Genomic DNA, 20649 nt, shown 5'->3' on the forward strand with positions numbered 1-20649 from the left:
CGGAACCGATGCCAGGACACACCCCCGACCTCCCCACCACCACCGCCTCGACCCGACGTGAGGCCCTGAACTCCCCCAGCCGGCGCGTGCGCCGCGCCCTCCGCCACCGTGCGCTCCGACACCGTGCGACGTTGATCGTCGGCGGCGCCGCGGTCCTCGCCGTCGCCGGCGGTGCCCTCACGATCGGCACCCAGCCCGCCATCGGCGAAGCGCTCGGCATGCCGACCGGCACCGCGAGTGCGTCCGCGACGGCCCAGCCCGCGCTGCGCGGCACCGCCCTCGACCGTGCCCAGGCAGCGGCGACCATCTCCACCGCGAAGACCGTGATGACGACGGCGAACGCCAAGACCGACACGGCCTCGCTCGAGCAGCACATCGACGCGCTCAGTGACTACCCGGAGCTGTCCGGCGCCGCGCTCACGACGCGCATCTCGTCGACCGTCGAGTCCACCGCGCACGTCGCACAGGCCAGCGCCACGCAGGACAAGCGCGACGTCGACGCGAAGGCGGCCGCCGTCGCGAAGGCCGCCGCCGAGAAGCGGGCCGCTGCCGCAGCAGCGGAGGCCGCGCAGAAGCTGGCGGCGGGCAACACCGTCGCAGGCGCCAAGGCGACGGCGACCTCGCTGGCGTCGTCCGAGTACGGCTGGGGCTCCGACCAGTTCCAGTGCCTCGACAACCTGTGGACCAAGGAGTCGGGGTGGAACTACCAGGCCGTCAACGCCAACGGCGGGGCGACCGGCATCCCGCAGGCGCTGCCCGGTTCGAAGATGGCGACCATCGGCTCCGACTGGCAGACCAACGCCACGACCCAGATCAAGTGGGGCCTGCAGTACATCAGCGCCGCGTACGGCACGCCGTGCTCGGCGTGGGCGCACTCGCAGGCGAGCAACTTCTACTGAGCGGCGCGGGCCGGCCGACTGGTGGCCCACGCACCTGCAGATCGAACGGCCCCGGGTACCGCCCGGGGCCGTTCGTCCTGTAGGCATGCCGGGTGACGACGATCGGACTGCGCCGGATGGCGCCCCGCGACCCCGCCGAGGGACACCGTGCCGCGAGCCCCCTGGAACTGCTGTTCGACCTGGTGTTCGTCGTCGCGGTGGGCTTCGCCGCCACCAACCTGCACGAGATCGAGACCGAGGGGCACGTCAGCTCCGCGGTGGTGGCGTACGCCATGGTGTTCTTCGCCATCTGGTGGGCGTGGCTGAACTTCAGCTGGTTCGCGACCTCGTTCGACACCGACGACTGGCTGTACCGCGTCACGACGTTCGTGCAGATGGCCGGCGTGCTCGTGCTCGCCGCCGGAGTGCACGCCGCCATGACCGAGGGGGACTTCACGGTGCCGGTGATCGGCTACGTGGTGATGCGCCTGGCGATGGTGGCGCAGTGGGTCCGCGTCGCCGTGTCGTCCTCGCGGTACCGCCGCACCGCACTCCGGTACGCCGTGGGCATCGTCGTCGTCCAGGTGCTCTGGGTCGGCATGCTCGCGCTGCCGCAGGGATCGACGGCGTGGGCGTTCCCCGTCCTCGTCCTGCTCGAGGTCCTCGTCCCGCCGATCGCCGAGGGCACGGGCGAGACGACGCCGTGGCACACGCACCACATCGCCGAGCGGTACGCGCTCTTCACCCTCATCGTGCTGGGCGAAGGGCTCGTCGCCTCGGCGAACGCGGTCATCGACGGCATCGCCCAGGCCGACCACCTCGCGTCGCTGCTCGTGCTGGCCGCCGCCGGGCTCGTCATCGTCGCCGGACTCTGGTGGGTCTACTTCTCGCGTGAGCAGCACGACCACATCCGGAACCTGCCGAGCGCGCTCGTGTTCGGCTACGGCCACTACTTCGTCTTCGCCGCCGCGGGTGCGCTGCCGGCCGGGATCGAGGTCGCGGTCAGCGCGGACGCCGGTGAGGCCGACCTGTCGCACGCCACGGTGGCTGCGACCGTGGCCGTCCCGGTCGCGCTGTTCGTGCTCGCGATCTGGGCGCTCGCACTCCGGCCGTCACTGTCCGCCGGGTGGAACGCGATCGTCGTCGTGCTCGCCGTCGCGATCCTCGCGACGATCGCGGTGCCCGACGTCTCCCTCGTCGCGACCGCGCTGCTCGTCGCCGCGATCGTCGTGGTGCTCGAGGTCGCCGAGCGGCGGCCGGGGACGCACCGCGTGCGCTGAGGACGCGATCGGGGGTCGGACGGGAGGTGGGCCGGGTTCACCCCACCCGCGCGACCCGCACGTCGACCCGCGTGAGCGCCAGGCCGTGCGCCGACGCCGTCGTCAGGGCGACGTCGTGCACGGCGCGGGCGACCTCGGGCGCGGGCCGGTGTCCGTCGGTGCCGATGACGACGCGCAGGACGCCGTCGTCGACCACGACGCGGGCGGGGGTCGCGCTGGACGCCATGCCGCGGACGGCGCTGACCGTGCTGGCCACGGTCGGGCGGGCGCGGTAGAGGTCGGTGACGCCGGGCACGTCGACCACGGCCTGTTCGACCGCGGCGACGGTGTCGTCGGTGGTGCTCATCGGGTCCCCTCGGTGTCGATCTCGGTGCCGGTGTCGGTGTGCGGGTCGTCGGCGTCGGGCTGCGGTTCGAGCAGGTCGCGGACCACCACGTCGATCGACTCGACGACCAGGTCGGTCTGCTCGGCCAGCGCCTGGGCGACCCCGGTGCGGACCAGGTCCGCCGTCGCGACGATCGACGGGCCGGACATGATCGCGACCTCGACGACCACGCGGATCGGTGCGGCGAGTTCGGTGACGTCGCCCTCGAGCCGGCACCGGGCGACGAGGACGCCGGGAACACCGTCGCCGGTCCGGCGGATGAGCGATCGGATGGCTCCCTCGGTCATCACCGGGCGCTCCGACTCGGACTGCGCGCGGAGCGGGACGTCCCGTCCGGAGCGGGACTCCAACGAGATGTTGGCGAGCACGCCGCCGATCCACGACTCGTCGGCCGGGGCTTCGTCGCGGGCGGCGGCCTCGAGGGAGCCGAGCGACGCGTGCCGCACGCGCAGGATCGCCGCGAGGGCGTTCTGGCACGCGGGTGAGCCGTCGATGGTGGGGTCCGGCGGCTGCATGCCGGCGTCCAGGTAGTCGGCGAGCTCGTCGATGGAGTGGCCGTCGAGGTCGTCGAGTTCGAGTGCGTCGAGGTCGCTCATCGCCATCCCTCCATGAGTCGGATCATGTTCTTCCTCGCTCGGGACAGGAGTCCGCGGACCGTCGAGGGAGGCAGGTCGAGTTCTGCGGCGATGTCGTCGTAGCTGTACTCGAGCACCTCCTTCATGATCCAGCAGCGTCGTTGGGCTTCGGGCAGTTCAGCGAGCGCCGTCTCCGCCGCTTCCTCACGCGAGCGGGCCTCGGCGACCCGGTCGGGAGCGTCGTCGGCGGGTGCGGCGACCTCGAGTTCGGTGACGTCGTCGTGGAACCGTCGGGCCCGGATGCGGTCCAGGCACTTCCGGCTGAGGATCCGCATCAGCCAGGACTTCACCTTGGCGTGGTCCTCGAGCCGGTCAAGGCGGTCCCACGCGGTGATGAAGGTCTCCTGCACGACGTCGTCGAGTTCGTCGGTCGATCCCAGGGTCCGACGGGCGTAGGCGCGCAGGAGCGGTGTGTAGCGGCGGATCAGGACCTCGAAGGCCCGGACGTCGCCATCGGACGACCGGCCGGCGAGGACCGCGTCGTCGAGCTCGGCGAGGGACTGGTGGTGCACGCTTTCCTTCTACTGGTCGGGGCTGGGAACGAGGTCGGTCGCTGATGGGACGCGCGAGGACGGCGGATCGTCACACTTCTCGTCACACTTGCGCCAGAGTTGTGGCATGTCGCTCGTCACCGCCGTCTGCCGCGTCGACCGCCTGCTACCCGACTCCGGCACGATCGGCGTCACCGCCATCGACAAGCGTCCGGTCGACGGCAAGGTCCGGGTCCGACCGCTCGGGTTGTACGCCGACGTCCAGGCCGACCGGAAGCACCACGGCGGCGAGGACCAGGCCGTGTACGCCTACGCCGACGAGGACGCCGCGTACTTCGCCGCGTCGTTGGAGCGCGAGATCCCGCCGGGCCTGTTCGGCGAGAACCTGCGGACCACGGGTGTCGACGTCACCGGGGCCGTGACGGGCGAGCGGTGGCGCATCGGCGAGACGTTGGAGCTCGAGGTGACGATCCCGCGGATCCCGTGCGGCACGTTCGCGCGCCGGATGGGCGTCGACAAGTGGGTCCGGCGGTTCACCGAGGAAGGCCGTCCGGGCGCGTACCTGCGGGTCGTGAAGTCCGGCCCGGTGGCAGCAGGCGACCCGGTCGTCGTGACGTACCGGCCGGAGCACGGCGTGACGATCGGCGAGGTCTTCGCGGGGCTGACCCCCGAGCGTGCCCGTGCCGTGCTCGAGTCCGGGGAGCGACTCGCGCCGAAGGTCGTCCGCGACGTCTCGAAGGTCCTCGCCCGGTCCTCGGCAGCCGCCCGGTCCTCGGCAGCCGCCAGCTCCTGATCAGTCGCCGCGCGTCGGGTCGAGGGGCCGCCTCGCTCGGGGCAACCCGGCGACGACCAGGTCGTAGGCGTTCGCGACGAGGTCCTCGACCAGGGTCTCGTCGATGCCGTCACCGGGAGCGAGCGTGATCCAGTGCCGCTTGTTCATGTGCCACCCCGGCGTGATCTCGGCGTGGTCGCGGACGAGTGCTGCCCCGTGCGGCGGCGCGCACTTCAGGTTGACGATCGGCACACCACGGAGCTCGCTCGTCATCACGAACATCTTGTCGACGACCTTGTAGACCACGGCGCCCTCGCCGAAGGGCTCGGTCTCGAACACCGCGGGCAGGCCCATCGCGGTGCGACTCGCGATCTCGTGCAACTGCGCGCCGTCCATGCACCCAGCATGCCCCAGACGCCCGACACCGTGGCTCGCGGACCGGACCTGTTCGGGGGCATGTCATGAGCGTCGTTCACATCGTATGATCAGCTCGCCGCGTACCCGACGCGGCGGTCGCTCCGGCGATCACCCACTCGTTCCAGGGGGAACCCGTGCGCATCATCCGTACCCTCGGCATCGCCGCCGCCACCGCAGTCCTCGCCACCACCGTCGTCGTCGGTGGGGCCTCGACCGCGCAGGCCGCCCCGAAGACCTACGCCAACTGCACCGCGGTGCACAAGGTGTACTCGGGCGGCATCGCGAAGAAGTCCGTCACGAAGAACAAGGTGGTCTCCGGCGGCAAGACCACGACCCGTGCGCTCAAGGGCACGGTGAAGAAGGACGACGCCCTGTACAAGGCGAACGCGAAGCTCGACCGCGACAAGGACGGCATCGCCTGCGAGAAGAGCTGAGGCGCTGACGCGCTGACGCACCGAACCGCTGACCCTCGAACGCCCCGTCGATCCGGCGGGGCGTTCAGAGCGTCGGGACGCCCTCGTGCCCGGACCGCGGGCGGGCGGTCCCGGCGACCCCGGTGACGACCGACCCCGCAGGGACGTCCTTCGTCACCACGGTGTTCGCACCCACGACGGAGTCCTGTCCGATGCTGATCGCCCCGATCAAGGACGATCCCGCGCCGAGCACCACGCGGTCGCCGACGACCGGATGCCGGCGAGCTCTTGGGCCGTGGTCGCCACCGCGCCCGCCCAGGGTCACCCCGTGGAACAGCACGACGTCGTCTCCGATCACCGCGGTCTCCCCGATCACGACGCCCATGCCGTGATCGATGAAGAACCGTCGGCCGATGCGGGCGCCAGGGTGGATCTCGATGCCCGTCACCGACCGTGCTGCCTGGCCGATGACCCGTGCGACGAACCGCGATCCGGGCAGGCCCCTGGCGAGCCAGAGCCGGTGCGTCACGCGGTAGGTCCAGATGGCGTGCAGCCCGGAGTAGACGATCGCGTTCTCGAGGTCACCACGGGCGGCGGGGTCGCCGCGGCGTGCTGCGGCCAGGTCCTCCCGGACCGTCCGCAGCACGCCTCGTCGGACGGGACGACTCACGCAGTGAGTCCCTCGAAGAGCACCGTCGACAGGTAGCGCTCCCCGGTGTCGCAGACGATCGCGACGACGCGCTTGCCGGCGTTCTCGGGTCGCGCTGCGATCTCGAGCGCGGCGTGGATGATCGCGCCGGACGAGATGCCGGCGAGGATGCCCTCGTCGGTCGCGAGCGCCCGCGCCACACGCAGGGCGTCGTCGAGCTCGACGTCGAACACCTCGTCGATGACGGACTGGTCGAGGACCTCGGGGATGAAGTTCGCACCGATGCCCGCGATCTTGTGCGGTCCGGCCTTGCCCTCGGTCAGCAGCGGGGAGTCCTTCGGCTCGACCGCGACGATCTGCACGCCGGGCACGCGCTCCTTGAGCACCTGGCCGACACCCGTGATCGTGCCACCGGTCCCGACGCCGGCGACGAACACGTCGACGTGCTCCTCGGTGTCGCGCAGGATCTCCTCAGCGGTGGTCTTCCGGTGGATCGCGGCGTTCGCGGCGGTCTCGAACTGGTGGGCGAGGATCGCGCCGGGCGTCTCGTCGACGATCGCGGCGGCGCGTTCGACCGCGCCCTTCATGCCCTCGGGACCGGGGGTGAGCACGATCTCGGCACCGTAGGCGCGCATCACCGCACGACGCTCGACGCTCATCGTCTCCGGCATCGTGATGATCACCTTGTACCCGCGGGCCGCACCGACGAGCGCGAGGGCGATGCCGGTGTTGCCCGACGACCCCTCGACGATGGTGCCGCCCGGCTGCAGGTCGCCGGACTGCTCGGCCGCGTCGAGGATCGCGACGCCGAGGCGGTCCTTCACGCTGGCGCCGGGGTTGTAGAACTCGAGCTTGGCCAGCACCTCGGCGCCACCCGCCTTCGGCAGCCGGTTCAGCTTGACGAGCGGGGTGTTGCCGAACGCCTGGGAGATGTTGTCGTAGATCGTGCCGCTCATCCGGTCCGTCCTCATCGGGTCAGGTCGCGCATCGCTCTTCCTGGAGGCGCGGTGTGCGCCCGATCCTAGCGACCGGACCCCAGGTGGTCCTGTCCACGGCATCGGGCTCCCGTTGCCGTGTGGCCCACCTGGGCGTACGGTGCCGGGCAACGACGAGGAGGTCGCCATGTCCAAGCTGCAGCAACCCGAGGTCGCACCGCCCGTGGTCGACCGTGCCGCGTTCGACGAGGCACTCGCCACCCAGGTCCGCGACGAGAAAGAACTCACCCGGCACGGCGACCGTGTGTCCGCCGCCCGCCGCCGACTCCCGATGGTCCAGGTGGAGGACTACGAGTTCCAGGGCGCCGACGGCCCGGTCCGGCTCTCCGAGCTGTTCGACGGCCGCTACCTGCTCCTCGTGCAGAACGTGATGTTCGCGCCCGACTGGGACGACGGCTGCCCGAGCTGCACCTGGGCCGTGGACAACCTGCCGGCGAACACGGGCCGGCTCGACGACGAGGGCATCGCGTTCGCCATGGTCTCGCAGGCTCCGATCGAGAAGCTCGAGCGCTGGCGGGAGCTGCGCGGCTGGCCGCACCGGTGGGTGTCGTCGGGCGCCACGAGCTACCACGACGACTGGGGGTGGACCCTGCACCACGACGACTACGACGGTCCGGTGCCGGGCTACTCGTACTACCTGCTGCGCGACGGCGTGCCCTACCTGACGTACGCCACCGGATCGCGTGGGACCGAGGCGATCCTGCCCGTCGCGCACATCATGGACCGCACCGCGTACGGCCGCCAGCAGGACTGGGAGGACAGCCCCGAGGGCTGGCCGCAGTACCCCACCTACGGTTGACGCCGGCGCTCCGTGCCAATCGGTCAACAGGCTGTTGACCTATTGACGATTCGTCAGCGCACGAACGCCGTCCGCGCGAACCGCTCGTCAGTCGCTTCGAGCACCCGCAGCACGTTGCCCCCGGCGAGCGCCCGCAGGTCATCCGCTCCCCACCCGCGCCGCTGCAGCTCGGCCGCGAGCACCGGGTACCGCGACACGTCTCGCAGGTCCGGCGGCAGCACCGGGGTGCCGTCGTAGTCCCCGCCGAGGCCGATGTGTGCTGCGCCGGCGAGGTCGCGGGCGTGCTCGACGTGGTCGGCGACGTCCGACACCGTCACGAGCGGCGGCTCCCCCACCGAGCCGGCGTCCTCCCAGTCCGCCCAGTCGCGGGAGACGAACTTCGGCACGAACGTGATCATCACGATGCCGCCGTTGTCCGACAACCGGGCGAGCACGTCGTCCGGCACGTTGCGCGGGTGGTCGTCGACGGCGACGGTGGACGAGTGGCTGAAGACGACGGGCTGCGTGGCGACGTCGAGGGTGTCCCGCATGGTCGCCGGTGCGGTGTGGGACAGGTCGACGAGCATGCCGATCCGCTCCATCTCGGCCACCACCTGGCGGCCGCGGTCGGTCAGCCCGCCGTGCGGACGCGAGCCCGTCGCCGAGTCGGCCCAGGGGGTGTCGTCGTTGTGCGTGAGCGTCATGTAGCGCACGCCGAGTCGGGCGAAGTCGCGGAGCACCGCCAGGTCGTCGCCGATGGAGTGCCCGCCCTCGGCGCCGAGCAGCGACGCGATCCGGCCGGACTCGACCGCCGCCCGGACCTCGGTCGCCGTCCGGGCAAGTGCGAGCGACTCCGGGTACCGCGCGATGATCCGGTGCGTCAGGTCGATCTGCTGCAGCGTCGTCCGCACGGGGTCCGGTTCGTCGACGGGCACGAAGACCGACCAGAACTGGCCGACGACCCCACCGGCGCGGAGCTTCGGCAGGTCGGTGTGCAGCGAGTCGACCTCGGTGTCGATGCCCTCGAGCCCGGAGTCGTGGGTCTCGCGGCGCTCCCACGGCAGGTCGTTGTGGCCGTCGATGACCGGGAACGGGATCGCGTCGAACGTCATGCCCCCGACGCTACCGCGCACGTCCCTGTGGCTAGGCTCGGTGCGTGGACCCCGTCACCCTCCGGACCGATCGCCTGGTGCTCTCCGTGCCGGTGCCCGCCGATGCGGAGGACGTCGTCGCCTACGCGAACGATCCCGACGTCGTCGCCTACACACCGGTACCGGTGCCGTACGGCCACGCCGAAGCGCACCACTGGATCACCGACGTCGTGCGCGCTGGCTGGTCCACGGACTCCCGCTACGAGTTCGGCATCCGGCGAGCCGACGACCTCCGACTCCTCGGGACGATCGGGCTGTTCGGGTTCGTCGACGGCGCGGCCGAGGTCGGCTACGCCGTGCACCCGGGCGGTCGCGGCCACGGCTTCGTGACCGAGGCCGCAGCCGCCGTCCTGGCGTGGGCGTTCGCGCCGTCTCCCGACGGACTCGGGCTCGTCCGCGTGCAGTGGCGAGCGATCGCCACGAACGCCCCGTCTGCGACGATCGCGCAGCGGCTCGGGCTCCGCTACGAGGGGCGACTCCGGTCCGGCGTGTTCCACCGGGGACGACGCCACGACCAGCTCATCGCAGCTGCTCTGCGCGACGACGACCGCTCGACGCCGACGGTCTGGCCCGCGTCGTGACGGTGACGTTCCGCGTGGTGACCGAGCTCGCCGCACGGCCCGAGCGCGCGTTCGCGCTGTCGCTCGACATCGGCGCGCACGAGCGGTCGATGGCTGCGACCGACGAACGCGCCGTCGCCGGCACGACGTCCGGCACGATCGGCTTGGGCGAGTCCGTCACCTGGCGCGCGCGGCACTTCGGGATCGTCTGGCGGATGACGAGTGAGATCACCAGCCTGGAGGCTCCGCACCGGTTCGTCGACGAACAGGTGCGTGGTCCGTTTGCCCGCTTCCACCACGAGCACCGGTTCGAGCCGTCGGCCGGCGGCACGCGCATGGTCGACACCATCACGTTCCGCGCACCGTTCGGCCCGCTCGGTCGTCTGGCCGAGGTCGTCGCCCTCGAGCGCTACCTGCCGCGGCTCATCCGTGAGCGCAACGCGTCGCTCGCCACCGAGCTGCACGCCGACGGCCGCGATGGCCCTGACGGCCCCGACGGTCAGGGCGCTGCGAGCTCCCCCAGCGCGTCGTAAGCACTCGCCACCGCGTCGACCCGCGCGCGGCCGGCCGGCCCCGAGGCTTCGTACACGTCGTTCGCGATGGCCGCGACGACCGCGAACAAGGCCGCCATCGAGTCGAACGCCGCCGGCGAGTCGACCGGGCACAGGATCGCGGTGCTCGCCGGTGCCGCGATGACGGCTGCGGTCGGATCGCCCAGCACGACGACGTCGGCGCCGGTCGACACGCAGTGCCGCACGATCCGGTCGACCCCGGCGGTGTGACGACGCACGGTCACCAGGACGACGAGGTCACGGCGGTCGAGGTCGGCGACCTCTTCGCCGAGCCGCTGCCCCGGTGCCGGACCGACCCGGACGTCGGAGCGGACCTGGGCGAGCTGCGCGCGGAGCTGCAGCGCCACCGGGTAGGCGCCGCGCTCCCCGAACACGAGCACGCGATGAGCGCGGACGATGCGGCGAGCGAGTCGCGGACGATCGGCACGGGCCAGCGAGGCGAAGGCCGCGTCGAGGTTGCGGGCCTCGACGGCGCGCTGGTCGACGTGGGCGGCGTCTTCCGCGACCCACGGCAGGCCGGAGCCGCGTGCGGACATCAGGTTCTGCCGGACCTCGGCCGCGTCCTGGAACCCGAGCGACCGGACGAGCCGGGACACCGTGGCCTTCGACGTGCCCGACTCGGCGGCGAGCTCGGCCGAGGTGCCGACGAGCAGGAGTTCCGGGTCGTGCCGGACCATCGCGGCGACGCGTCGTTCGGCGGGCGAGAGCTGCTCCCAGACGGAGTCGATGCGGGCGCGGACGTCCGGTCCGGCGGTGCTCATGCCCGGGCCACCCGCTCCACCGCGACGGCGAGCGCGTCGAGCCCGAGCGCGATGTCGGGCGTCGAGACGAACTCGTCCGGGTGGTGGCTGATGCCGTCCGGGTTGCGCAGGAACAGCATCGCGACGTCGGTGACGAGCCCGAGCGACATGGCGTCGTGTCCGGCCCGCGAGAACAGCTCCATCGGCGCGGCCTCGCCCGTCGACTCGATGCCGGCGCGGACGGCGTCCATCAGCCGCGGCGCGCAGAACACCGCCGGCGCGCGGTGCACCTCGGTCGGCGTGACGCTGACCCCGCGTCGTTCCCCGATCAGCGAGAACGCCTTCGTGAGCTCGTCCCAGACCGCGTCGCGGCCGTCGTCGAACTCGCCGCGCAGGTCCACCGAGAACCGTGCGAGCCCGGGGACCACGTTCACGGCGCCCGGTTCGACGGTCATCGTGCCGACGGTGCCGACGTGGTGCGACGCCCGGCAGATCCGCTCGACGGCCAAGGCGGCCTCGGCCGCGGCGAGCAGCGCGTCGTGGCGGCGCTCGTACGGCGTTCCGCCCGCGTGCCGGGCCTCGCCGACGGCCTCGACCGAGAAGCGTCGGGCGCTCGCGATGCTCGTGACGACGCCGAGCGCCTGACCGGCCTGCTCGAGGTACGGACCCTGTTCGATGTGCGCCTCGAGGTAGCCGGCGAGCGTCGTCGGGTCTGCCGCCGCGTCACCCACCCGGGCCGGGTCGAGCCCGAACCGGGTGAAGGCCTCGCGCAGGGTCACGCCGTCGCCGTCCGCCAGGTCCCACCAGGACTCGTCCCACACCCCGGCGACGGCGGACGACCCGAGGAGCGCCTTGCCGAAGCGGGTCCCCTCTTCGTCGGAGAACGCGATGACCTCGAGCGCGACGGGCAGCGGTCCCGCGGCCGTCAGTCGCGCAGCGGTGCGGATGGCCATCAGGACCCCGACGATCCCGTCGTAGCGGCCGGCGTCCACCACGGTGTCGAGGTGCGAGCCGAGCAGCAGCACGGGGGCGTCGGGCGTCGCGCCGTCGACCCGTCCGTGCAGGTTGCCGGCGGCGTCCTGCCAGGTGGTGAGTCCGGCGTCCTGCATCCACCCGGCGACGATCCCGTTGACGCGGGCGTGCTCGGGCGACAGGTACACGCGGGTGATCCGGCCGGTCTCCTCGGTGACCAGGGCCAGCTCGTCGCACCAGCGCGCCACGAGCTCGGCGTCGGCGGTGCCCAGGGCGGTGGCGGTCACGACCGGGGCCGCGCTCACGCCAGCACCCCGACCGGCGCACCGGAGAAGGCGTCGAGGGCGGCGTCGACCCCACCGCCGTGCGGGACGGCGTGCCCGGCCCGGCGGAGCGCGTGCTCGAGGGCGGCGAGGGTCGTCACGACGGTGTCCTTGCGGGCGTTGTAGCCCATGGTGCCGATGCGCCAGACTTTGCCGTGCAGCGGTCCGAACGAGGTGCCGATCTCGATGCCGTGGTCGTCGAGCATCGAACCACGGACCTGGTCGCCGACGACGTCGGACGGGATCTCCACGGCGACGACGTTGTGCATCTTGTGCGCGACGTCACCGAACACCCCGAGCCCGAGCGCCTGGACGCCCTGCAGCATCGCGCGGCCCGCGAGTTCGTGCCGAGCGATCGCCTGCTCGCGCCCTTCGTCGAGCAGGATGCGGGCGCACTCGTTGGCGGCGTAGAGCATCGACGCGGCCTCGGTGTGGTGGTTCAGCCGCCGCGGACCCCAGTAGTCCAGGATCATCGCGAGGTCGAGGTAGTTCGAGCGGATCGGCTCGTCGGCGACGTCGTCACCGGGTTCCCGGATGCCGGCCTCGACACTACGGCGCTCGTCGAGCACGGCGGTCGCACGCGGCGAGACGGTGACCGGCGCGCTGCCGGACGGCCCGCCGAGGCACTTCTGCAGGCCGGCGCTGACGGCGTCGATGCCCCAGGCGTCGACCTCGAGCGGGTTGCCGCCGACGGTCGCCGTGGCGTCGGTGTAGAACAGCACGCCGTGCCGCTCGCAGATCGCGCCCAGTTCGTCGAGCGGCTGGTTCATCGTCGTGGAGGTGTCGCCCTGCACGATCGCCAGCACCTTCGGCCGGACACGGACGATGGCGTCCTCGATCGCGGACGGTGTGAAGACCTGCCCCCACGCGGTCTCGATGGTGTGGACCTCGGCCCCGGCACGGCCGGCGATCTCGGCGAGCAGGTGCCCGAACCGGCCGAACACCGGCACGAGCACGCGATCCCCGGGTGCGAGGAGCGACACGAGCACCGCCTCGATCCCGGCGCGCGAGGTGCCGTCGACGAGCACGGTGGCGTCGTTCTTGGTGCCGAACACACCGCGGTAGAGCTCCTGGGTGTCGTTCATGGCGGAGGTCATCCACGGGTCGTACTGCCCGACGAGCGGGGTCGACAGGGCGCGGAGCACACGCGGGTCGGCGGTGATCGGGCCGGGGCCCATGAGGAGGCGGGCTGGCGGGTTCACGGGGTGCATGGTTGGTCCTTCCGTTCCGATCACGAGCGTACCGGAACGATCGTTACAGACGTGTTTCGGTGACCCGGGCATCCGCGGTCACGGGAGCCGCGACGAGCTGCCCCTCGACGGCGGTGACGCCGGACGCGGTGGACGCCACCACGCGCCCGCGCAGCCAGGTCTCGGTGACGCGGCCACGGGCCTCCAGGCCGGCGAACGCGGAGACCGGGTTGCGGTGTGCGAGGCCGGCCACGTCGATGACCGCAGTGGCGGACGGGTCGAACACGGCGAAGTGGGCCAGCGCGCCGGGGGCGATGACCCCGCGGTCGGGGAAGCCGACGAGTGCTGCCGGACCGGTCGTGAACAGTGGCAACAGCACCTCGAGCGGGATGCCGCGGCGGAGGGCCTCGGTCCAGACGGCTCGGAAGCCGACCTGCAGGCCGGCGATCCCGCCCCAGGCCAGTCCCCAGTCGTCGACCTTGAGGTCGGCGGTCGACGGCGAGTGGTCCGACACGATCATGTCGATCGTGCCGTCGAGCACACCGGCCCACAGGGCGTCACGGTTCGCGTCGTCACGGATCGGCGGGCAGCACTTGTACTCGGTCGCGCCGTCGGGGATGGTCCCCGCTTCGAACGACAGGTAGTGCGGGCAGGTCTCGACCGTGATCCGGACGCCGTCGTCCTTCGCGGCGCGGATCATCGGGATCGCTCCGGCGTCGGACAGGTGCAGGATGTGGACCCGCGCGCCGGTGGCCCGTGCGCCGTCGATGACCCGCGCGATGGCGGACCGCTCGGCGTCGACCGGGCGGGTGGCGAGGAAGTCCTCGTAGTGGCCGCCGAGCGCGGCGTGGTCGACCAGGAACTCGGGGTCCTCGGCGTGCACGATGAGCAGGGCGTCGATCCGGGCGACCTCCTCGATCGCGGCGCGCAGTTGGTCGGCGTCCAGGTGCGGGAACTCGTCGACCCCGGACGGCGCGGTGAAGCACTTGAACCCGAAGACGCCCGCGTCGTGCAGTGCGCCGAGCGAGCCGGCGTTGTCCGGCACGGCTCCGCCCCAGAACCCGACGTCGACGGCGACCCGCCCCTCGGCACTCGCGCGCTTCACGGCGAGCGCCTCGACCGTCGTCGTCGCGGGGATCGAGTTGAGCGGCATGTCGATGATGGTCGTGACCCCGCCGAGTGCGGCGGCCCGGGTCGCGGACGCGAACCCCTCCCACTCGGTGCGTCCGGGTTCGTTGACGTGCACGTGGGTGTCGACGAGGCCGGGCAGCAGGACCTGGTCGGCCGGCACGGTGCGGTCGTCGACAGCGGCCACGGCTGCGTCGACCGGCAGGACGGTGTCGACGCGGCCGTCGCGCACGACGACCGCTGCGGGGCGGAAGGCTCCGTCGATCCAGGCGCGGTCTGCGCGCAGGACGAGGTCCGCGACGGTGTCGGTGTCGACGTCGGTGCGGGACCCGGTGCTGCCGTCGGCCGGGAGGCCCGTCATGCGCCCGCCCCGACCGTCGCGCCCGCCGCCGGCTGGCGTTCGAAGCCCGCCAGCAGACCCGACATCGCCTTCGTCGGCGGGGTGGCGTACTCGCCGTGCTTGCCCGTCGAGAGCCCGAGCCGCACAAGCGACTCGGCGAGCACGGTCGCCGCGGCGACGCCGTCGACGACCGGTGCCCCGATCGCCCGCGAGACCTCGGCGCAGAAGTCCGCCATCCCCGCGCAGCCGAGCACGACCGCGTCGGCTCCGCCGGCGATGACGGCCCGGCACTCCTCGATCACCAGGGCGCGTGCGCCCGAAGCGGGGTCGTCGAGCTCGAGCACCGCGACCTCGCACGCCCGGATCTCGGTGACGAGCGACGCGAAGCCGTAGCGCTCGGCGAGCTCGTGGGCCCGTCCGGTCGTCCGCGCCAGGGTCGTCACGACGCCGAACCGGCGCCCGAGCATCGCCGCTGCGTGGAAGCCCGCCTCGGCGATCCCGATGACCGGCCCGGCGGCGAGCTCCCGCGCGGCGTCGAGGCCCGGGTCACCGAAGCAAGCGACGACGTAGGCGTCCACGCCGTCCTGCTCCCCGAGCGCGATCTGCTCGAGGAGCCCCGGCACCGCGAGCGCCTCTTCGTAGTGGCTCTCGATCGACGCCGGGCCCATCGTGGGGTTCACCGCCTCGACGATGGTGCCCGGGCCGGCGACCGCGGTGGCGGCGACGCCAATCGAGCGGGTCATCGAGGTGGTGGTGTTCGGGTTGACGACGCGGATGCGCATCGGGGTCCTTCCGGTGGTGCGGGCGGTGCGGGTGTCGCTGGTGGTGCGGGGGCGTGTCAGGCTCGTCCGACGGCGGCGCCGTCGTCGACCGTCGGGTCGTCCGAGGCGAGTTCCGGCATGCTCGGCCGGACCCGCTCGAGGCCCCAGAAGACCACGAGCCCCAGGCCGCAGCCGATGAACCAGCTGTAGTTGTTCAGCCCCGGCAGGATCCCGAGCGCGGGCGGCAGGACCGCACTGGCGACCGAGACCACCCCGGTGACGACGAGGGTACCGATGGCGTTCGGGTTGAAGCCGCCGCGGTACCAGTACCGGGCCGAGGTGTCCTTCGTGTACATGTCGTCGACGGCGATGCGCTGCTTCCCGACGATGTAGTACCCGGCGATCAGGATGCCGAACAGCGGGCCGATCAGGGCGCCGAGCACCCCGAGCGTGTACAGGATGGCCTGGTCGTTGCCGTACCAGTTCCACGGGGTCAGCAGCACGGAGCCGACCGCGGCGATCATGCCGCCGGCTCGCCACGAGATCTTGCGCGGAGCGACGTTCGAGAAGTCGAACGCGGGGCTGATGAAGTTCGCGACGATGTTGATGCCGACCGTCGCCGTGACGAAGGTCAGACCGCCGAGCAGGATCGCGAACGGGGCGCCGATCGCCTGCACGGTCTCGATCGGGTCGGTGATGAGCTTGCCGAAGACCGGCACGGTCGCACTCGCGCACAGCACGGTGAGCACGGAGAAGAACAGGAAGTTGATCGGCAGGCCCCAGAAGTTGCCCCGCTTGACGGACGCGAATGACTTGCCGTAGCGCGAGAAGTCACCGAAGTTGAGCATCGGGCCGGAGAAGTAGCTGACCACCAGGGCGACCGCGGAGAGCATGACCGGGATCGACGCGCCGAACGAGAGCGGCTCCCCCACCGACAGCGTGAACGAGATGTTGCCGATGCCGGCCTGGCTGACGAGGTAGATCGCCAGCGCGATCATCACGACGTACACCGCCGGGCCCGCCCAGTCGATGAACTTCTTGATGGCCTCCATGCCCATCCAGAACAGGGCCCCCTGCGCGACCCACAGGATCGCGTACGAGATCCACCCGAGCGCCGACAGCCCCAGGAACGAGTGGTCGAGCAGCCCGGCCGAGGCGGGGATGAACTTCAGGAAGATGATGTTGAGCGACTGCGCGGCGAGGAACGTCTGCACGCCGTACCAGGCCATCGCGATCAGCCCGCGGATGATCGCGGGCACGTTCGCCCCGAGCACCCCGAACACCGCACGGTTGATGACCGGGTAGGGCACGCCAGTGCGCTGCGACGGCTTGGCGACGAGGTTGGCGAAGACCTGCACGATCAGGATGCCGACCACCAGGGCGATGAGCACCTGCCAGCTCGCGATGCCCAGTGCGAAGAGCGATCCGGCGGTGACGTAGCCGCCGACCGAGTGCACGTCCGACATCCAGAAGGCGAAGAAGTTGTAGCTCGTCCAGCTCTGCTTGCGCAGCGGGGCGAGGTCCTCGTTCGTGAGCGCCGGGTCGTACCCGGTCTTGACGACGCCGGCACCAGCGGGTGCGGCGGTCGTGGTGGGGGCGTGGGGCGCTGCGACGGGTGTCACGAGATCGGTAGCCATGGCGTCCTCCGAGGGAGTGGGGTGGGGAGGCGGTGATCGCCTCCACCACAGAAGTTAGGGAGCCTCTTCGCGCCCGCCGTTTCCCTCGTGTAACGGTCGTGTGTCGTGGTCGCTGTCCTGAAACGCTCGTTCCACTCCAGAACGTGCACAAGGATGTGCACGATGATGGCCGCATGCCCGACACCATCCGCTACGTCGCGATCGGCGACAGCTTCTCGGAGGGCATCGGCGACGCCGGCGCCGTACCGTTCCCCGGCTGGACCGGCCGACTCGCGAGCGGCATGGCCCGAGCGCACGACGCAGACGTCCGGTACGCCAACCTCGCGGTCCGCGGGCGCCTGCTCGCCGGGGTCCTCGGAGAGCAGCTCGACGCGGCTCTCGCACTCGACCCCGCACCGACGCTGATCACGTTCTGCGCGGGCGGCAACGACCTGCTGCGGCCACGGTTCGACGCCCACGCCCTCATCGCACCGCTCGAAGCGGCGGTCGACACGGTCCTGGGCCGCGGGGTCCGGCTGGCGCTGCTGAGCCCCGCCGACCCGAGCGCACGACTCCCCCTCGGACGCCTCATCAACGCGCGCGGCGACGCCTGGGCGGACGCCCTCGCCGACCTCGCCGACCGGTACGACCTGCCCTTCGTCGACGTGTCCCGTGATCCGCACCTGCGCCGTGCCGAGTTCTGGTCCGAGGACCGGCTGCACATGAACGACACCGGCCACCAGCGCGTCGCGGACCTCGCCCTGCACGCGATCGAGGACGGACCGGCACCGATCGAGCCGGCGTCCGAACAGACCGGCCGCACCCGACTCTCCGAGGAACTCCGCTACTACCGCGAGCACGTCCTGCCCTGGGTACAGCGCCGCGTCACCCGGCGGTCCTCGGGCGACGGACGCTCGGCAACCTACCCGGCGTGGACCCCCGTCGACTGATCACGCACGATCGCGGCGGTTCTCCGCACGCGTCCCGCGCTCCGCTTGTCCTCCCCCGCGAACAGCCGTTCTACTCGGGTGATCCACGTCCGAGCCGAACTCAGGGGAGACGGCACCATGCACACTGCGCCACGCCCATCCGGCACCACCGCGACACGTCCTGCAACCGTCACCACCCCGACGGGCACCCCCAGCACCGCACACGGCATCGACCACATCGGCCTCACCGTGCCCGACATCGACCAGGCCACCGACTTCTTCGTCCTGGGACTCGACGCCGTCCCCCTGTACGACCGGTTCCTCCGGAGCGAACCGCTCCGCGGTGAACCCGACGTCCAGCGGCGCCTCGGCATCCCGAAGACCATGGCCCAGGGGGCACTGCGGATGCTCGCGCTGCCGAACGGGCCGGGACTCGAGCTCTTCGAGTACCACGGCCCCGATCAGCGCCCGGCCGTCCGCGCGAGCGACCTCGGCTGGCAGCACGTGGCGTTCTACGTCGACGACATCGACCACGCACTGTCGCACATCGAGACGGCGGGCGGCCAGCGGTACGCCGACCCGCGGGACCTCGGCGGCAACGAGGGCGGGTTCGGCAACCGGTTCGTGTACGTCGGAACGCCGTGGGGATCGACGATCGAGCTGATCACCTACCCGAGTCGACAGTCGTACGAGGACCACGCCCCGCGACCGAAGTGGCGCGTCTGACCGTTCAGCGCGCCGGGGCCGTCGCGATGTACGTCCGCGTCGGCCCGCCCGTCAGGGCGTGCGGGAACTCGACCCCGTCCGCCCGGAACCCGCTGGCTTCGTAGAGCCGCAGCGCTCGCTCGTTGCCGGCGAGTGCGTGCAGGACCACCGCGGGGTGTCCCGCCGCCGACGCCGCATCGACCGAGGCGGCCAGGAGCGCACGCCCGACACCCCGCGCCTGCACGTCCGGGCGGACGGCGAGCAGCGACAGGTAGGCGGCGTCCGACGGGTCGGTCGACCGTCCGGACCCCGGCGCCGTCACGAGCGCGAAGCCGTCGATCGCACCGGCCGCTCCGGCAGCGACGAGCAGTGCGACCCGCGGGACGGCGAACTTCGACGCCGCGCGGGCTCGCACCGCATCGGACTCCGGAACGCCGTCCCGTGCCGCGACCGCTGCGACCCACAGGTCGACACACGCCGACACCTCGTCCGGGGCCGCTGGACGCACGGACACGGACGGTTCGATCACCCGGTCAGCCTACGACCGCGCTGCTGCCGATCCTGAACGACGCCCCACGGTGCTCGTCGGGCAGCCGGTCACCGCGGCCGTGCAGCTTGTGCCGCAGCGAACCGGGCTCGTAGCCGGTCGGGTACGCCCCGCGCGCCCGGAGTTCGGGGATGACGAACTCGATGACGTCCTCCCACGTGCCCGGCGTCACCGCGTACGCCAAGTTGAAGCCGTCGACGTCGGTGAGCTCCTGGATCTCCTGCAGGCGGTCGGCGATGGTCGCTCCCCCGCCGACGGCGACCGGCCCGAGTCCGCCGATCGCGGTGTGCCGGGCGAGGTCGCGGATCGTCCACGAGCTGCCGTCCTCGCCGGTCGCCGCCGCGATGTTGGCCGCAGCCGACTGGATCGCGTTCGACTCGACATCGCCGAGGGGCTCGTCGAGGTCCCACTGCGACAGGTCGACGCCCATCCAGCCGGAGTTGAGCACCAGGGCACCGAGCTCCGACGCGTACGACAGGTAGTCCTCGTACTTCGCCTGGGCCAGCTCGTCGGTGGCGTCCGTGATCACGGTGAGCAGTGTGTAGACGCGAGCGGCGTAGCGGTCGCGACCAGCTGCCTCCAGGGCGTCACGGACCTTCGCGACGGTCGACGCGAGCTGCTCGACGGTCGGTGCGCCCACGAAGACGGCTTCGGCGTTCTCCGCTGCGAAGCGGATGCCGCGCGGCGACGCGCCCGCCTGGTAGATGACGGGCGAACGCTGCACCGACGGCTCGGACAGGTGGATGCCCGGCACGTCGAAGTGCTTGCCGTGGTGCTCGATCGGGTGCACCTTCGCCGGGTCGGTGAAGACGCCGGACGCGCGGTCGGCGACGACCGCGTCGTCCTCCCACGAGCCCTCCCACAGCTTGTAGAGGACCTCGAGGTACTCGTCGGCCACGTCGTACCGGTCGTCGTGCGACAGCTGGTCGGTCTGGCCCATGTTGCGCGCGGCGCTCGGCAGGTAGCCGGTGACGACGTTCCAGCCGACGCGCCCCTTGGTCAGGTGGTCGAGCGTGGAGATCCGCCGGGCGAACGGGTACGGGTGCTCGTACGCCGTGCCCGCCGTGATCCCGAAGCCGAGGTGCTCGGTCACCGACGCCATCGCCGACACCAGCAGGATCGGGTCGTTGACCGGCACCTGCGAGCCCGTGCGGAGCGCGGCCTCGTTCGAGTCGCCGTACACGTCATACGTGCCCAGCACGTCGGCGATGAAGATGCCGTCGAACGCCCCGCCTTCGAGCGTCTTCGCCAGGTCCGTCCAGTACGTCAGGTCGCGGTAGTCCCGCGATCGGTCGCGCGGGTGCCGCCACAGCCCGGAGGACTGGTGGGCGACGCAGTTCATGTCGAACGCGTTGAAGCGGATCTGCCGGGGTTCGCTGCTGCTGGTCACGCTTGGCGACGCTACGTGCGGGGTCTGCGTCC

24 protein-coding genes are annotated in these 20649 nt (G+C 71.7%); 9 read left to right on the plus strand and 15 right to left on the minus strand.

The window, feature by feature from the left end; all coding sequences use genetic code 11:
- The first annotated feature begins 8 nt into the window (after nt 1-8).
- Both EDF47_RS03325 and EDF47_RS03330 read left to right on the plus strand, forming a co-directional pair.
- A complete protein-coding gene (locus EDF47_RS03325) occupies nt 9-899 on the plus strand; it encodes a phospholipase (RefSeq protein WP_131845753.1) in 891 nt (296 codons plus the stop codon).
- A gap of 92 nt (nt 900-991) precedes the next feature.
- Nucleotides 992-2158, plus strand: coding sequence for a low temperature requirement protein A (locus EDF47_RS03330; protein WP_243833995.1), 1167 nt, complete (start codon nt 992-994; stop codon nt 2156-2158).
- Nucleotides 2159-2195: 37 nt separating this feature from the next.
- On the opposite strand, the gene EDF47_RS03335 is transcribed toward EDF47_RS03330, so the two are convergent.
- Genes EDF47_RS03335 through EDF47_RS03345 form a run of 3 tightly spaced genes read right to left on the minus strand, consistent with a single transcriptional unit; the run spans nt 2196 to nt 3690 of the window.
- On the minus strand, nt 2196-2504 hold the full coding sequence (locus EDF47_RS03335; protein ID WP_133937898.1) for a hypothetical protein: 309 nt from the start codon (nt 2502-2504) through the stop codon (nt 2196-2198).
- Complete coding sequence (locus EDF47_RS03340; protein WP_133937900.1) at nt 2501-3139, minus strand: hypothetical protein; 639 nt, start codon at nt 3137-3139, stop codon at nt 2501-2503. Before EDF47_RS03340 ends, EDF47_RS03335 begins: the two co-directional genes overlap by 4 nt.
- Nucleotides 3136-3690, minus strand: coding sequence for an RNA polymerase sigma factor (locus tag EDF47_RS03345; protein ID WP_111084365.1), 555 nt, complete (start codon nt 3688-3690; stop codon nt 3136-3138). Before EDF47_RS03345 ends, EDF47_RS03340 begins: the two co-directional genes overlap by 4 nt.
- 106 nt (nt 3691-3796) lie before the next feature.
- Between EDF47_RS03345 and EDF47_RS03350 the strand changes: the two genes are divergently transcribed.
- Nucleotides 3797-4462 carry an MOSC domain-containing protein gene (locus EDF47_RS03350; protein ID WP_133937901.1) on the plus strand — a complete coding sequence of 222 codons (666 nt, stop codon included), beginning with the start codon at nt 3797-3799 and terminating at the stop codon, nt 4460-4462.
- Here the strand turns inward: EDF47_RS03350 and EDF47_RS03355 are convergent, their stop codons facing one another.
- Nucleotides 4463-4837, minus strand: a complete 375-nt coding sequence (locus tag EDF47_RS03355) for an MmcQ/YjbR family DNA-binding protein (RefSeq protein WP_133937903.1) — start codon at nt 4835-4837, stop codon at nt 4463-4465.
- A gap of 155 nt (nt 4838-4992) precedes the next feature.
- Between EDF47_RS03355 and EDF47_RS03360 the strand changes: the two genes are divergently transcribed.
- The gene (locus tag EDF47_RS03360; RefSeq protein WP_235035941.1) at nt 4993-5292 is read left to right on the plus strand and encodes an excalibur calcium-binding domain-containing protein; all 300 of its coding nucleotides are present in this window, start codon (nt 4993-4995) and stop codon (nt 5290-5292) included.
- Between the two features lie 64 nt (nt 5293-5356).
- Here the strand turns inward: EDF47_RS03360 and epsC are convergent, their stop codons facing one another.
- A complete protein-coding gene (gene epsC, locus EDF47_RS03365; protein ID WP_243833996.1) occupies nt 5357-5941 on the minus strand; it encodes a serine O-acetyltransferase EpsC in 585 nt (194 codons plus the stop codon).
- The gene (gene cysK / locus EDF47_RS03370; RefSeq protein ID WP_133937905.1) at nt 5938-6876 is read right to left on the minus strand and encodes a cysteine synthase A; all 939 of its coding nucleotides are present in this window, start codon (nt 6874-6876) and stop codon (nt 5938-5940) included. Before cysK ends, epsC begins: the two co-directional genes overlap by 4 nt.
- Nucleotides 6877-7042: 166 nt before the next feature.
- Between cysK and EDF47_RS03375 the strand changes: the two genes are divergently transcribed.
- Nucleotides 7043-7714 carry a DUF899 family protein gene (locus tag EDF47_RS03375; RefSeq protein ID WP_123292329.1) on the plus strand — a complete coding sequence of 224 codons (672 nt, stop codon included), beginning with the start codon at nt 7043-7045 and terminating at the stop codon, nt 7712-7714.
- A gap of 53 nt (nt 7715-7767) precedes the next feature.
- On the opposite strand, the gene EDF47_RS03380 is transcribed toward EDF47_RS03375, so the two are convergent.
- Nucleotides 7768-8805, minus strand: coding sequence for a dipeptidase (locus tag EDF47_RS03380; RefSeq protein ID WP_133937907.1), 1038 nt, complete (start codon nt 8803-8805; stop codon nt 7768-7770).
- Nucleotides 8806-8849: 44 nt separating this feature from the next.
- Here EDF47_RS03380 and EDF47_RS03385 point away from each other — a divergent pair, with 44 nt between their 5' ends.
- Both EDF47_RS03385 and EDF47_RS03390 read left to right on the plus strand, forming a co-directional pair.
- Nucleotides 8850-9425 carry a GNAT family protein gene (locus tag EDF47_RS03385; RefSeq protein ID WP_133937909.1) on the plus strand — a complete coding sequence of 192 codons (576 nt, stop codon included), beginning with the start codon at nt 8850-8852 and terminating at the stop codon, nt 9423-9425.
- Nucleotides 9422-9937: an SRPBCC family protein gene (locus tag EDF47_RS03390; protein ID WP_133937911.1), complete on the plus strand. Its 516-nt coding sequence runs from the start codon at nt 9422-9424 to the stop codon at nt 9935-9937. Before EDF47_RS03385 ends, EDF47_RS03390 begins: the two co-directional genes overlap by 4 nt.
- On the opposite strand, the gene EDF47_RS03395 is transcribed toward EDF47_RS03390, so the two are convergent.
- From EDF47_RS03395 to EDF47_RS03420, 6 genes are read right to left on the minus strand one after another with little or no spacing between them, the layout of a single operon-like run.
- Nucleotides 9904-10737 carry a MurR/RpiR family transcriptional regulator gene (locus EDF47_RS03395; RefSeq protein WP_133937913.1) on the minus strand — a complete coding sequence of 278 codons (834 nt, stop codon included), beginning with the start codon at nt 10735-10737 and terminating at the stop codon, nt 9904-9906. The two genes, EDF47_RS03390 and EDF47_RS03395, sit on opposite strands and share 34 nt — an antisense overlap.
- Nucleotides 10734-11993: an allantoate amidohydrolase gene (locus EDF47_RS03400; protein ID WP_133937915.1), complete on the minus strand. Its 1260-nt coding sequence runs from the start codon at nt 11991-11993 to the stop codon at nt 10734-10736. Before EDF47_RS03400 ends, EDF47_RS03395 begins: the two co-directional genes overlap by 4 nt.
- Nucleotides 11990-13222 (minus strand): alanine--glyoxylate aminotransferase family protein, encoded by a 1233-nt coding sequence (locus EDF47_RS03405; protein ID WP_133937917.1) that lies wholly within the window; start codon nt 13220-13222, stop codon nt 11990-11992. The genes EDF47_RS03400 and EDF47_RS03405 overlap by 4 nt, the downstream gene beginning before the upstream one ends.
- A gap of 43 nt (nt 13223-13265) precedes the next feature.
- Nucleotides 13266-14690 (minus strand): allantoinase AllB, encoded by a 1425-nt coding sequence (gene allB / locus EDF47_RS03410; protein ID WP_133937919.1) that lies wholly within the window; start codon nt 14688-14690, stop codon nt 13266-13268.
- The gene (locus EDF47_RS03415; protein WP_133937921.1) at nt 14687-15451 is read right to left on the minus strand and encodes an aspartate/glutamate racemase family protein; all 765 of its coding nucleotides are present in this window, start codon (nt 15449-15451) and stop codon (nt 14687-14689) included. The genes allB and EDF47_RS03415 overlap by 4 nt, the downstream gene beginning before the upstream one ends.
- Nucleotides 15452-15507: 56 nt before the next feature.
- On the minus strand, nt 15508-17067 hold the full coding sequence (locus EDF47_RS03420; RefSeq protein WP_133937923.1) for an NCS1 family nucleobase:cation symporter-1: 1560 nt from the start codon (nt 17065-17067) through the stop codon (nt 15508-15510).
- Between the two features lie 173 nt (nt 17068-17240).
- On the opposite strand from EDF47_RS03420, the gene EDF47_RS03425 reads away from it, so the two are divergent.
- Nucleotides 17241-17996, plus strand: a complete 756-nt coding sequence (locus EDF47_RS03425) for an SGNH/GDSL hydrolase family protein (protein WP_200849207.1) — start codon at nt 17241-17243, stop codon at nt 17994-17996.
- A gap of 117 nt (nt 17997-18113) precedes the next feature.
- Nucleotides 18114-18701, plus strand: coding sequence for a VOC family protein (locus tag EDF47_RS03430; RefSeq protein WP_123292003.1), 588 nt, complete (start codon nt 18114-18116; stop codon nt 18699-18701).
- A 4-nt stretch (nt 18702-18705) separates the two neighbouring features.
- Here EDF47_RS03430 and EDF47_RS03435 read toward each other — a convergent pair whose 3' ends face one another.
- The gene (locus EDF47_RS03435) at nt 18706-19209 is read right to left on the minus strand and encodes a GNAT family N-acetyltransferase (protein ID WP_133937925.1); all 504 of its coding nucleotides are present in this window, start codon (nt 19207-19209) and stop codon (nt 18706-18708) included.
- A gap of 4 nt (nt 19210-19213) precedes the next feature.
- Nucleotides 19214-20617: an LLM class flavin-dependent oxidoreductase gene (locus EDF47_RS03440; protein ID WP_200849208.1), complete on the minus strand. Its 1404-nt coding sequence runs from the start codon at nt 20615-20617 to the stop codon at nt 19214-19216.
- Nucleotides 20618-20649 lie beyond the last annotated feature (32 nt).

Source organism: Curtobacterium sp. PhB190 (assembly GCF_004365385.1).
Classification (GTDB): domain Bacteria; phylum Actinomycetota; class Actinomycetes; order Actinomycetales; family Microbacteriaceae; genus Curtobacterium.